Annotated in this window: 12 protein-coding genes; 4 read left to right on the top strand and 8 right to left on the bottom strand. The window is 71.5% G+C overall.

Going from position 1 to position 13040, the window contains the following annotated elements; all coding sequences use genetic code 11:
* The first annotated feature begins 162 nt into the window (after positions 1-162).
* Positions 163-1200 carry a glycoside hydrolase family 11 protein gene (locus tag ACGFH8_RS19090; protein WP_393368540.1) on the top strand — a complete coding sequence of 346 codons (1038 nt, stop codon included), beginning with the start codon at positions 163-165 and terminating at the stop codon, positions 1198-1200.
* 134 nt (positions 1201-1334) lie between these two features.
* Here ACGFH8_RS19090 and ACGFH8_RS19085 read toward each other — a convergent pair whose 3' ends face one another.
* The 8 genes from ACGFH8_RS19085 to ACGFH8_RS19050 form a co-directional block, all read right to left on the bottom strand.
* A complete protein-coding gene (locus tag ACGFH8_RS19085) occupies positions 1335-2822 on the bottom strand; it encodes a protein kinase (protein ID WP_393368538.1) in 1488 nt (495 codons plus the stop codon).
* A gap of 100 nt (positions 2823-2922) precedes the next feature.
* Complete coding sequence (locus ACGFH8_RS19080; RefSeq protein WP_393368535.1) at positions 2923-3816, bottom strand: SGNH/GDSL hydrolase family protein; 894 nt, start codon at positions 3814-3816, stop codon at positions 2923-2925.
* Positions 3817-3938: 122 nt separating this feature from the next.
* Positions 3939-4613: a DUF6891 domain-containing protein gene (locus tag ACGFH8_RS19075; RefSeq protein WP_393368533.1), complete on the bottom strand. Its 675-nt coding sequence runs from the start codon at positions 4611-4613 to the stop codon at positions 3939-3941.
* A gap of 46 nt (positions 4614-4659) precedes the next feature.
* Positions 4660-5274 (bottom strand): dihydrofolate reductase family protein, encoded by a 615-nt coding sequence (locus ACGFH8_RS19070; RefSeq protein ID WP_393368530.1) that lies wholly within the window; start codon positions 5272-5274, stop codon positions 4660-4662.
* A 166-nt stretch (positions 5275-5440) separates the two neighbouring features.
* Positions 5441-6886, bottom strand: a complete 1446-nt coding sequence (locus tag ACGFH8_RS19065; protein WP_393368528.1) for a non-reducing end alpha-L-arabinofuranosidase family hydrolase — start codon at positions 6884-6886, stop codon at positions 5441-5443.
* A gap of 160 nt (positions 6887-7046) precedes the next feature.
* The gene (locus ACGFH8_RS19060) at positions 7047-8783 is read right to left on the bottom strand and encodes a multicopper oxidase family protein (protein ID WP_393368525.1); all 1737 of its coding nucleotides are present in this window, start codon (positions 8781-8783) and stop codon (positions 7047-7049) included.
* The gene (locus ACGFH8_RS19055; protein WP_393368523.1) at positions 8780-9232 is read right to left on the bottom strand and encodes a DUF6220 domain-containing protein; all 453 of its coding nucleotides are present in this window, start codon (positions 9230-9232) and stop codon (positions 8780-8782) included. Before ACGFH8_RS19055 ends, ACGFH8_RS19060 begins: the two co-directional genes overlap by 4 nt.
* A 9-nt stretch (positions 9233-9241) precedes the next feature.
* Positions 9242-10231 (bottom strand): carboxymuconolactone decarboxylase family protein, encoded by a 990-nt coding sequence (locus ACGFH8_RS19050; RefSeq protein ID WP_393368521.1) that lies wholly within the window; start codon positions 10229-10231, stop codon positions 9242-9244.
* A 143-nt stretch (positions 10232-10374) separates the two neighbouring features.
* Here ACGFH8_RS19050 and ACGFH8_RS19045 point away from each other — a divergent pair, with 143 nt between their 5' ends.
* The 3 genes from ACGFH8_RS19045 to ACGFH8_RS19035 all read left to right on the top strand — a co-directional run bounded on the left by ACGFH8_RS19045 (position 10375) and on the right by ACGFH8_RS19035 (position 13018).
* Entirely contained in the window at positions 10375-11547 is a 1173-nt protein-coding gene (locus tag ACGFH8_RS19045) for a sensor histidine kinase (protein ID WP_393368520.1), read from the top strand.
* Positions 11544-12206 (top strand): response regulator, encoded by a 663-nt coding sequence (locus ACGFH8_RS19040; RefSeq protein ID WP_393368518.1) that lies wholly within the window; start codon positions 11544-11546, stop codon positions 12204-12206. The genes ACGFH8_RS19045 and ACGFH8_RS19040 overlap by 4 nt, the downstream gene beginning before the upstream one ends.
* A 98-nt stretch (positions 12207-12304) precedes the next feature.
* A complete protein-coding gene (locus tag ACGFH8_RS19035; RefSeq protein WP_393368516.1) occupies positions 12305-13018 on the top strand; it encodes a hypothetical protein in 714 nt (237 codons plus the stop codon).
* The last annotated feature ends 22 nt before the right edge of the window (positions 13019-13040 follow it).

Below are 13040 nucleotides of genomic sequence, written 5' to 3'. Positions count from 1 at the left end.
GCCGTCAGCACCAGTCACCGCGACCCACTCCTCCGGTCGTCGCGCAGAACGACCGGCCACCACCACGCGGTACACGCCGGTGGCCGTCCCGGGCCACCGACAGCCTGCGGGCCGTACCGCACTGCTGGCCCCCGCCAGCCGTCACCAGGAGGCAACAGTTACATGACCGACACCAGCAACACCACACCGAGACGGCGCGGCCGCATGCGGCTGCTCCTCGGCGCCGCGTGCACCGTCGTCCTGGCCGTCACCGGCACGATGACGGCCACCAACGCGTACGCCGAGGCCGACCGGACGCTCACCTCCAGCCTCACCGGCACACACAACGGCTACTACTTCTCCTTCTGGAAGGACGGCGGCAACGCCAGCATGACGCTGCGCGCCGACGGCCGTTACTCCAGCAGTTGGGACCGCAGCACCAACAACTGGGTCGGCGGCAAGGGCTGGGCCACCGGCAGCCGGCGGACCGTCAGCTACTCGGCCACCTACAACCCGGGCAACAACAACACCTACCTCGCCCTGTACGGATGGACGCGCAACCCGCTCATCGAGTACTACGTGGTGGAGAACTTCGGCAGCTACAACCCGAGCAACGGCGCCACCCGGATGGGCACGGTCACCACTGACGGCGGCACCTACGACATCCTGCGCAGCCTGCGGACCAACGCCCCCTCGATCGACGGCAACCAGACGTTCTACCAGTACTGGAGCGTCCGCCAGCAGAAGCGGTCCAGCGGCACCATCACCACCGCCAACCACTTCGACGCCTGGGCCCGCGCCGGCCTGAACCTCGGCACCAACCACGCCTACCAGATCATGGCCACCGAGGGCTACCAGAGCAGCGGCAGCTCCGACGTCACCGTCCGGGAGGGCGGGGGCAGCAACCCGACCTCCGGACCGACCACCGGCAACCCGGGGACCGGCAACCCGGGAGGCGGCAACTGCAACGCGACGATCTCCGCCGGTCAGCAGTGGGGTGACAGGTTCAACCTCAACGTCGCGGTCAGCGGCACCAACAACTGGGTCGTCAGCCTCGGTCTGGGTGGCGGCCAGAGCATCCAGAACAGCTGGAACGCCTCGGTCAGCGGCACCAGCGGCACCGTCACCGCGACCCCGAACGGCAACGGCAACAACTTCGGGATAACGGTCATGGCCAACGGCAACTGGAACTTGCCGACGATCTCCTGCCGTACCAGTTGAATCTGATCACCGTTTGACACCACCACTGGCGTGGCGGCTCCGGCCGCCACGCCAGTGCTGCGTCCGCGTGCCAGTCCAGCTCGGTGGAGCGGGTGGCGCGGCGGTGGCGTGCTCGTGGCCTTCGCCATCGCCCATCAGCCCCGTGGCGACGCGCTCCCCCCGGTCGTCCCCGCCGTCGGTTCCTCGCTCGTTTCCTCCGCCGGGCCCCCGGAGGGGTCCGCCGCCGGCTCCTCCGTCGACTCCTCCGTCGGCGCCGCGGTCGGTGCCCCCGACGTTTCGCCCGTCGGGTCTGCCGTCGGGTCCTCGTCGGCGCTCCCGGAGGTGGCGGGGGTCGGGGGATCGCCACCGCTGTCCTCGGGTGGCGCGGACTGGTCGGGCCCCGCAGCGGGACCAGAGGCCGTCGCAGTCGGGGATCCGGACGCCCGGACCGGCAGGCCAGCGGGGCCGGTCGTGGCCGGTTGTCCCCCACCGACACCCTGGCCGGTGTCGCTGCCAGTGCCGGTGCTGCCGACGTCGATGTCGGTGTCGGTGCCGCCATCGCCCGGCGCCGAGGGCGACACCGCGGGAGGCGTCGAGGGTCGCCCGGTCGGGCCGGGCAGCATCCCGGTGGGGTCGCCGAACACCAGGACGGCAGCCGCGGCGGCCACCGACCCGAGCAGCACCGCGAGGGCCCGAGACCCGGAACCGCCCGCCCGACCCGGCGCACCGCCGTGGCCCGGTCCGAGGACGGTCGTCCGCTCGTCTCGTCCCCCGGTCGAGGCCGCCCCGGCGGCGGTCCGGTCCAGGTGGTCGGACGGGCCCGCGAGGGTCTGCGCCGCGGTGGCCAGGGCCGCCGCCGTCGGGAATCGGCGGGCGGGCTCCTTGGCCATCGCGGTGGCGACCAACCGCCGCACCGCCACCGGGATGCCCTCGGGCAGCGGCGCCGGGTCCTCCTCAAGGTGCCGCAGCGCCACCGCTACCGCGTTCTCGCCCTGGTGCGGGGGTCTACCGGCGAGGCAGTGGTAGGCGACCGCGCCCAGCGCGTAGATGTCGATCGCCGGGCCGATCTCGTTCTTCGAGATCTGCTCCGGCGCCATGTACAGGGCGGTGCCGACGACCTGGTTCGTCCCGGTCAGGCCCGCCGCTTCCGAGGTCACCGCAACCCCGAAATCAACGAGTACGACGTGCCCGTCCGGCTCGATGATCAGGTTGCTGGGTTTGACGTCCCGATGCACGACGCCGGCCTCGTGGGCGGCGTGCAGGGCACGGGCGGTCTGCGCGACGATCGACATCGTCTCGGCTACGTCCAGCCGGCCGAGGGCGGCGATCCGCTCCGACAGGGGTTGCCCCTGCACGCACTCCATGACGATGTAGGCGAGGACCGGCTCTCCGGGCCGGGACACCTCACCGTAGTCGTAGACCTGGGCGACACCTGGGTGGCGCAGGGCCGCCATGGCCCGCGCCTCGCGGCGGAACCGCTCGCCGAAGCCGGCGTCACTGACCAGCCGAGCCTGCAGCATCTTGACCGCCACGCAGCGGTCCAGGGTCTCGTCGACAGCCCGCCACACATCCCCCATACCGCCACTGGCGATGCTTTCGACCAGGCGGTAACGGTCTCCGACGAGTTGTCCCGTACTCGGCATGAGACATCCGGTACCCCGGATCTGCCGATTCCAAGCACCCGGTCGCCGTCGCCGGCCCCGCCGCGGCGCGACGGGGCCGGGTCGACACGTTTCGCGCCGGTCAGCCGTTCAGCCTGTTGAGCAGGGCGGTTGCCATGCCCTGCTCACCCCTGGCGTTGGGGTGGAAGGGGGCGGCCGAGTTCTGCGGCACCAGCCCCTCGACCCACCGGGTGCCGCTGCCCTTGCACGCGTCGCGCCCGATGGACGGGGCGTAGACGTCGGCATAGGTGGCGCCGTTGGCGGTCGCGGTGCTCGCCAGCATCGCGTTCAGCGACTTCTCGACGCCACGCAGGTACGGCACGTCCTGGTAGGCGATCGGGACGACCGGCCAGCACCCGTAACCGGTGTCCGGCAGAATCGCCGGGTAACCGAGGACCACGACCCGCGCACCCGGCGCGGCCTGGCGCACCGCCTGCAACACGGCCGTCACCTTAGGCGTGGCGGCGGCGATCCGCGCCTGCAACTGGTCGACACCTCCGGCGGTGTACCGGTTCTTGCACGGCGATCCGAGCGGACTGCTGAGGCTCGCCTGCGCACAGTCGCCGATGATGCCGGAGAAGCCGATGTCGTTGCCGCCGATCTGCACCGTCACCAGGGCCGTGTTGGAGGTGACCGCGCTGAGCTGCGGTGGCAGCGCGGTGCCCAACTGGCCGCTGCCCCCGTAGAGGATGTCGTCGGTGGTGGCGCCGGAGCAGCTCACGTCGGCGAACGACGACGAGCCCGCGGCGGCGGCCACCAGCGAGGGGTAGTTGCGGTTGGAGCGCAGGCAGTTCAGGTCGACCTGGGTGGGGATGAGCGGACCGGCGGTGTACGAGTCGCCGAGCGCCACGTACCGGCCGGCGGGAACGGCGGCGCTGGCGGGTGTGGCGACGGTGAGCAGCACGCCGGCGGCGGCCACGGCGAGGGTGGCCAACCGGGTGGCCGCCCGTAGGCGGGGCAGGCGGGGACGGGTCATGACGCCTCCCAGAGGGATCACGGGGGTGGTGGTGCCGAGATCCTTTCGCTGCCGACGCCGTACGTCAATATTGATGAGCCTCGTTAAATGGTTTTCTGGGGTGTGGGATGGGGCGATGGCGCTCAGACCAGGGGCGCGTACCACTGGGCGCCGGTGACCAGGACCCGCCTGGACTGCTGGCGGTTCCACTCCACCCGCATGCCGTGCCTGCGCAGCACCGGGAACACGACGTCGTCGAGCAGCCGCTCCAGGTCTGCCTGGTAGCGGGCCTGCTGGTCGGCCTCCGACAGGTCGGCGTAGGCGGCCTCGTCGAAGTCGACCGACGGGTAGGCGCCGTAGCCGAGGTAGACCGACCCGTCGTCGCTGGCGAGCAACGACTCGGTGTCCTGCTGGTGGTACCAGACATAGCCGTGCCAGTGCCGGGAGTCGTCCCGCTCGTCATGGATCTCGGCGCTCGCGCAGGTGCCACAACAGCTGAAGTTTTCCCGGGCCAGCACACCCAGCTCGTTGAGTTCGGCGAAGGCGCGGGTGAGGTTGCTCCGCACCTCACCCCACCCCCGCTGCTGCGCCCGCCGCGCGGCCGACGCCTTCTCGTGCGCCGCGATCAGCTCCTCGTCCGTCGCGCCGCACCGCTCCTCGTCGTCGTCGAAGTAGTCGACGAACTCGTCGGCGTCGGTCTCACCACGGACGATCCAGGCCCAGAGCTCGTCCTCGATCGCACCGCGCCCCGGCTCGGGAATCCGGTCGGTCAGGAACCGGGCACCCTCGGGGCGATCGTTGTATGTCCATCCAGTCACGGCGACGATGGTCACACGGACCTACGACGCTCCCCGTGAAGGGTGGCTACTGCCCGGCCGGCACCTGCTCTTTCACATCGTCGTAGCCGGCCTTACCGGGTGCCGCGCCCGGCGCGTAGATCACGCGCAGCACGCCCGTCGGGAACGCCTCGGTCGCCACCACTCGCAGGTGGTACGCCGCGTCACCCTCGTCGAACAGCTTGCGGCCCTTGCGCGCCGCCACCGGATGCACGAGCAGGCGCAGCTCGTCGACGAGCCCCGCGGCGAGCAACTGCTGCACGACGGAGATGGACCCGGGGATGAGGATGCCGCGCACCCCGTCGTCGGCCTTGAGCGACGCGACGGCATCGAGGAGATCGCCGGCGATCAGCTCGGAGTTGCGCCAGGAGAACTCCAGCGGTTGGCGCGACACAACGACCTTGCGCATGTCCCCGAGTTGCTTGGCGAACGGCGCGTCCTCACCGCCTGCGGCCTCACGCCCGGGCCAGGCGCCGGCGAAGCTGTCGTAGGTCTCACGGCCGATGAGCAGCACGTCGGCGGTGTCGTAGTCCTCGGTGACGGCGCGGCCCATGTTCTCGTCGAAGTACGGGAAGTGCCAGTCGGGGTCGATTTCGGCCACACCGTCGGCCGAGATGAACAGTGTGGAGATGACAGGTGCCATCGCGGAAATCCCTTCAGCTCAGGTGATGTCGCGGGTAGACCGGCGCATCATCCCAAACTCTCCCGCCAGCGTCCGCCCCTCACGAAGACTTCGGCGTTTCGCGCCCGTGCCGGCGGACGGGTGGGCGGGCTCGGCGTTTCGCCGAGCCCGCCCGGGATCAGGAGTGTCAGCGCTGCAGGGTCAGCAGACCGGGCCGGTACGGCAGGAGGCCGTAGTCGACACCGTCGGAGCTGGGGGAACGACCCTGGTAGAGCAACTGCAGGTTGCAGGCGTCGACAGTCATCGTCTGGTCGGCGCTGGTGCGCAGCAGCTCACCGTGGCTGATGTCGTTGGTCCAGGTGGCGCCACTGTTGACCTTGCCGGCGAACGGGTTGCTCTGGGACGCGGCCTGCGGCGTCCACGTACCGTTCAGGCTGGTGGCCGTGAACGAGCGGAAGTAGCGACCGGTCGAGCCGATCGCCTCGACGATCATGAGGTACTTGTTCAGACCCTTCAGCTTGTAGACCTGCGGGGCCTCGAACAGGTTGTTCTGGGTGTCGCTCATGATGGTCGTGTAGCTGCTGCCGAAGCTGCCCGGGAAGTTCCCGATCGGCATGCTGGCTCGGTAGATCTTGCCGTTGTCACCGGCGAAGAACAGGTACATGTTCGTGTCGTCGGCGATCAGCGTCTGGTCGATCGGTCCGGTGCCGGAGCCGGTGATGCTGCCGCTGAACAGCGTCTGCGGCGCCGACCAGCCGTTCGGGTTGGTCGGGTTGGTGGAGGTCCGGTAGGAGAACGCCGGCCCACCCCACTGGTAGGCGAGCACCCAGATGTTCTTCGGCGCGAAGTAGAACAACGAGGGCGCGACGGTCCCCGAGCTCATCCCGGTCTGGGTGGCCGAGGCCATCTGCGACCAGTTCGAGAACAGACTGAAGTTCATCGAACCCCAGCTCTTGCCGAAGTCGTGCGTGGTCGCGTAGACGAGTTGCTGGCCGTTGTAGGGCGCGACGGTGAAGTCCTTCAGCGACACCCACCCCGACTTCGGGTTCGCCAGCGACCCCGTCGACGACCAGCGGTACGTCGAGGGAAGGTCACAGGGGGTCGGCGGCGGGGTCGTCGGAGGCGGCGTCGTGGGTGGCGGAGTGGTCGGCGGCGGGCTCGTCGGGGGCGGGTCCGTCGGGGGCGGGCTCGTCGGCGGTGGGGTCGTCGGCGTGGTGCCGTCACCGCAGGTCACGCCGTTCAGGGCGAAGCTCGTCGGCGCGGGATTGCTGCCCGTCCACGATCCGTTGAAGCCGAACGACACGGTGGCGTTGGTGCCGATCGCGCCGTTGTAGCTCACGTTCTTCGCGGTGACCGCGGAGCCGCTCTGCGTCAGCGACGTGTTCCACGCCTGCGTGACCGTCTGCCCGGCCGCGTACGACCACGTCAACGTCCAACTGGTCACCGGATCACCCAGGTTGGTGATCGCCACGTTGGCGCCGAAGCCGCCCTGCCACTGCGACGGGACGGTGTAGTTCACCGAACAGCCGGCCGCCGCGGCACCGGCCGGCAGCGCCGCGACAACCGTCGCCGACACGAGCAGGGCAACGCCGGCCGACGCCAGACCGACATTGGTGTATCTGGATCTGGTCATAGAGCACCTTCCTGAGGGGACGGCGGCCATGCATTGGCGGCGGTCGCTGGCGCGGTCGCGTTTGTGAGCGTTAACAGGCCGCGACAGGTATGTTACGGGAGCGCTCCCATACCCTCAACCTTGAACTCACAACCTTCGATCTCCGGTGCCGCCCGACGGATCACGAGTACATGAGGTGCGTCGTCATGCCGGCGTCGGCGTGCGCCAGGTTGTGGCAGTGGTTGGCCCACACTCCCGGGTTGTCGGCCCGGAACGCCACCTCCCACACCTCGCCCGGTCGAACGTCGAACGAGTCCAGCCACAGCGGACTGCCGGCCGCCGGCCTTCGGTCGCGGGACAGCACCAGGACGTGGTGGCCGTGCAGATGCCACGGGTGCACGATCGCCGACCGGTTGACGATCGTGAACCTGACGACGTCGCCGAGGCGGACGACCTGCGGCGGGATGTCCGGATCGGCCGCGCCGTTGACGGTGTGCGCGTAGCGCGGAAGCATGTCGTGCAGGTCGAGGCCACGGTCGAGAACGAGGGTGAACGTTCGATCGAACCGGGGCCACGGCACCGCGGAGGCGACGCCGTAGCCGAGCGGATCCAGCACCGGCCAGTCGCCCGGCGGCGTCGACACCGGTCCGGTCGAGTAGACCGCCCGCCCGTCGACGAACAACGCCATCGGCGTTTCCGGCGCGGGAAACACCAGGTCGTAGCGGCCGCCGGCGGGGATCAGCACCGCGGTGTCCACGAGCGACGTGGGGCCACGCAGGTCGGCGCCGTCGATCGCGGCGACCCGGAACGCGGTCCCGGCCAGGGCGTAGCGGTGCGTCGTGCTGTCAGTGTTGATCAGCCGCAGCCGTACCGGGGTGCCCGCCTCGACGCGCTCGGTTCTCGGTGCGGGCAACGGCCGGCCCGCCAGCGTGTGCACCGGGATCGTGACGTCGAGGCCGGCCACCGGCCCCGGGCGGACCACCAGGACTCCGTAGAGGCCCATCCGCACGCCGACATCGGAGACCGAATGCGTGTGATACCAGTACGTCCCGACCTGGTCGGCGCGGAACCGGTAGACGAACTCCTGGCCGGGCAGCACCGCGGCCTGCGTCACGCCCGGCACCCCGTCCTGACTGTTCGGCACGTCGTACCCGTGCCAGTGCAGCGTGACGCCTCGCCCGATGTTCCGGTTGCGCAGCGTCACCTCCACCACGTCGCCGACGGTGGCGGTCAGCTCCGGCCCGGGTACCTGCGCGTCGAACGCCCACGCCGCGACGTCTCGGCCACTCACGCTCACCGTGGCGGTCCCGGCCGTCAGCGTGAACCGTCGGGTCGGTTCGTCGGTGGTCCGCGCCTCCCGATACCCGTGGCCATGGTGAACGACGGGCGCGGCCGGGACGACGGTCAGCCCGACTCCGGTCACCAACGCCCCGACCGCCACCACGAGCGCCACCCGAGAGATCGCCCGGGACGGGCGTGCGCCGAGAGCGCGCCAGGACACGGCCGTCGCCGTGACGGTCCCGGCGACCGCGAGCAGTCCCGCACCCACCGACGCCGGGTAGCCGTGCAGGACCGTCACGAGCAGGGCACTGCTCGTGGCGTACCCGGCGAACAGAAGCGGGACCGCGACGGACCGGACGTCGCCCGGGACCGGGAGCAACCGCGGCCCGGCGACGGCCACCGCCGCGAGCGACAGCGGGGCGGCGACGAGGACCTTCTCCGCCGCGAACCACCAGCCGGCGCGAGCGAGCGCGACGATCGTGATCGCGCGGGCGAGCGTGGCGAGCAGGGCGAAGGCCGCCAGCGCCAGCGCGAGCGGTCGACGCCGGACGGCCGCCGCCGCGCCGCCGCCCAGCCAACCGGCGGCCGTGAGGACCGCGAGCACGAGATCGACCGCGAGCAGCGCACCGGTGGTCATGCCGGCTCTCCGCTGCGGACGACGTCGCCGGTGGAGTCGGCCGGCTCCGGGTCGGTCAGCTTCCGTGCCCCCCGGAGCACGGCCACCACGACGTGTACCGCGATGATCCCGTTGAGGGCGTGCAGGCCACCGATGATCGGACCGAGCGGGGTGCTGACGCCCGCGGCGTCGGTGGACGCGGTGGCGAGCATGGCGAGGAGCGCCTGCACGATGACGAGGCCGATCGGCAGGAGCGCCAGCCCGACGAGTCGGCCCGGCGCCCTGGCCAGTGCCGCGCACAGCGCGGTGAGCAGGGTGAGCGCCGGGATGACGGCCATGCCGTTGACGCTGTGCAGGGCGTACGAGTCGTCGCCCGTGGGTCTCGTGAACCCGCCCACGGCGGCGAAGACGAACTGCAGGCCGAACGCGACGAGCAACAGGGCGCTGGTGATGACGAATGCCTTACGCATGGCGATCTCCTACCGGTGCGCCGAGGACAGTGCCCGGGCGACGTGATCGGTGGCCGTGATCGCCCCGAAGGCGACAAGCCGTACGAGGTCGGCGTCGGCGGGATGGGAGAGCCGCCAGAGAGCGACGTCGCCGACGGTTATCGCGCTGGGCGCGAACGCCGCCAGCAGGGCGATCCTCGTGCCGACGCGATCGACGCCCGGCACGTCCCGGACCAGGTCGACGGCCCAGTCCGCGGGCCGGGCCGGAAACCGCCCGTCCTCCCACCGCACGGTGGCCGTGACGGTCTGGCGCGCCACGTCGCCCAGGAGGTCCCCGCCCCGCGTGGCGGCGTCCGTCAGGGCCGCGTACGCGACGCCGACCGGGCTGTACCCCGCCCAACCGGGTGCCGCCGTCGTGCCGGCGTCCAGGAGCGCGAGGCCTCGGCCGGGTTCCTTCGGATCCCGGGCCGCCCGGGCGGAGAGCCAGCCGCCGACCGAGCGCACAAGTGGGGAGCGTTGCAGGCCAGCGGGGAGCAGGTCGGGGGCGAGCAGGGCGGACACGATCCGGTTGATGAAGTGGAAGGCGAGCAGGGTGCCGGTGACCTCCGGGCCGTACGGGCTGGCCCAGTCGGTGGCCCGGGGGCTGCGGCTCGCCTGCGCCCAACCGACGAGCGCGGCATGCCCCGGCTGCGGTGGTGTCCCGTCCCGGACGACGGCCTCGGCCAGCTTCGGTTCGCCAAGGGCGTGCAGCAGCATCGCGTGCGAGTCCACACAGAACTGACAGCGGTTGGCCCGTGACACCGCCGCCGCGACGAGTTCGCGCTCGACCCGGGAGGCGTCCCCGGCGAGCAGGGCCTCGCGCATCAAGGCCCAGGTCGCCGCCAGCACCTCCGGCACGGCGGCGAGCACCTGGAAGGTGGGCAGCGGCCCGAGGAAGTCGTCCGACATCTGCCGGTAGACCTCCGCGGTCCGGCCGGTCGCGGCCGACGCTTTCACTGGGGTGGTAAAGCGGTATGTCATAGGTTCGATGCTCGTCTCGGCGAGCTGGGAAAACGTCGTGCCGTCGCAGGCACTTGACCATCTGCCGCTACCGCGTCCGCGGTACGCCCTCCTACTGCGTGCGGTGGATGCTCGGTGCGGACGGCCCGTTCTACTCTTCGACAATGCGTCGCGATCTGCCGTACGCCCTCGGTGGCCTGGTCCTCGGTGCCCTCCTGCTCGGCAACGCCGCGCTCACCCCGGACGCCACGGTCGGGGCGCTCGATGTCGCCCTGGTCGTGGCCATGGCGGTCGCCCTGGCGGCGTGCCGGCGGTATCCGGTGGTGGCGCTGGGCGTGGTCACCGTCGCCATGCTGGCCGTGCACGTCCGGGTGCACCCGGGGGTGTCCGCCGCGTTCCCGGTGCTCGCGGCGGTCTACGTCGCCGCCTGGCGGGGGCAGCGGGCGGCCGCCGCGCTCGCCAGTCTCGCCTTCCTCGGTGGGTTCCTGACCCGGGACATCTCGACGGCCCCGGCCGGCCATCTCGTCGTCGAGCGAACGCCCCTGCTGCTGGGCTGGTTCGTGGCGGCCAACATCGCGGGGCTTGTGGCGCGGCAGCGCCGGGCGTACCTGGAACAGGTCGAGCAGCGGGCGATCGAGGCCGAGCGCACCCGCGAGGAGATGGCATTGCGTCGCGCCGGGGAGGAACGCCTGCGCATCGCCCGTGACCTGCACGACTCCCTGACCCACAGCATCTCGGTGATCAAGGTGCAGGCCGGGATCGCCGTGCACCTCGCGCGCAAACACGGCGAGCAGCCGTCGGCCACCCTGCTGGCGATCCAGGAGGCCAGCAGCGCCGCGATGCGGGAGCTGCGCACCACCCTCGACATCCTGCGCTCACCCTCCGACGAGGACCGCCTGGGGCTGGCCCGGGTGGACGAGTTGGCCGAGCGGACCCGGGCGGTCGGCGTACCGGTGCGGGTGACCGTCGCCGGTGAGCCCCGGGACCTGCCCGCCGAGGTCGACCAGGCCGGCTACCGGGTCGTCCAGGAGGCCCTGACAAACGTGGCACGCCACGCCGGCCCCGCCACCGCGAGCGTCCACGTCGAGTACGCCCCGGCGCGGCTCACCGTCTCGGTCACCGACGACGGCCAGGCGTCACCGGCGCACCCGATGACACCAGGCGTGGGCCTGCGCGGCATGCGGGAGCGGGTGACCGGGCTCGGCGGCACCCTGCGGGCCGCCGCCAACGACGACAACGGATTCACGGTACGGGCCACGATCCCGCTGGACGGCCCCGGCCCGACCGAGCGCCCGCGCGAGGTCCCGCCAGCTCAGCGCGCCGCGGAGCCGCGATGATCCGGGTCCTGCTCGTCGACGACCAGGCGCTGATGCGAGCCGGTTTCCGGGCCCTGCTCGACGCCGAGGACGACCTGGAGGTCGTCGGCGAGGCCGCCGACGGCGTAGCCGCCGTGCACCTGTCGCGACGCCTGCGCCCGGACGTGGTGCTCATGGACGTGCAGATGCCCGGGCTCGACGGTATCGAAGCCACCCGGCGGATCGCCGCCGATCCCGACCTCGCCGCGATCCACGTCCTCATCCTGACCAACTACGGGCTCGACTCGTACGTCTTCGCCGCCCTCCGGGCGGGCGCCAGCGGCTTCCTGCTCAAGGACGCCGACCCCACCGACCTGCTGCAGGCCATCGCCGTCGTGGCGCGCGGCGACGCACTGCTCGCACCCGCCGTGACGCGGACGCTCATCAGCGAGTTCGTGTCCGGCCCACCGCCGGCCGAGCCGACGGCCGGGCGGGACGTGCTGACCGCCCGCGAGCAGGAGATCGTCGAGTTGGTCGCGGGCGGACTGAGCAATGACGAGATCGCCGCACGCATGGTGATCAGCCCGTTGACCGCCAAGACACATGTGAATCGGGCGATGGCGAAGCTGCACTGCCGTGACCGCGCCCAACTCGTCGTGTGGGCGTACGAGTCGGGACTCGTCACGCCCCGCCGTCGATGATCGTCAGTGCGGCCCGGGGGCACCCGTCGGCACACGGGGTGGGGCCGACGCACTAACATTGCCGCCGTCCGACGACGGCTCTGCTGAAACGAGGCGACATGCGTTGGCTCCGGCGGTTGCTGGGCGGCAGGCGGGTCCAGCTCGATCCGGGACGCCAGCAGGCGCTGCTGCACGACGTGCAGACCCGGTACGGTCCCCACGCGCGGATCCGGTTCACCGAGCAGGTCCAGGCGCTCACCACGACGCTGGACAGCGACGACGGCCTGGTGGTGGCGGCCCAGATCGTGGGTCAGGTCGCCGACGAGGCCCACGTGGACCTGCAGTCCCAGGCACAGGAGATCCACCGCCGGACGGGCCGGCGGCTGCTGGTGCACCGCCGCAACTACCGGCCGCTGTGGCGGGAGGCCGGTCCCGCACTGCGCTGGCCGCTGTTCGCGCTGCCGTCCGGCTTCCACCCGTACGCGCAGGTGGCCGCCGCTGTCACGGTGGTCGGCAGCCGGGCACCCCGGCTCGACCGGGTGACCGACCCGAACCCGCTGCTGACCCGGGTGTTCGAGGTGCTCGACCTCACCACCGCCGGCTGGGAGTACGGCCGGGTGCGGGTGGACACCGACGCCGCAGCCCTGGCCGATCGACTGATCTCCAGTGCCGGGCAGGTCCTCGCGGCCATGGACGACCCGCCGCGACTGCCGCCCGCCGTCCGGGAACTGATGCGCCGCAACAACACGGTCGCCGTGCACGATCCGGCCGGCCCACGGGCGGTCGGCGGCATCAATCTGGGCGCGCGGATGCGGGAGGAGTTCCTGGTCTGATTGCCCCATGGGATATTCGCCG

It is taken from the genome of Micromonospora sp. NPDC049175 (assembly GCF_043197345.1).
Lineage (GTDB): Bacteria > Actinomycetota > Actinomycetes > Mycobacteriales > Micromonosporaceae > Micromonospora.
Note: the sequence above shows the minus strand (reverse complement) of the source record. Positions and strands in the feature narration are given on the sequence as shown.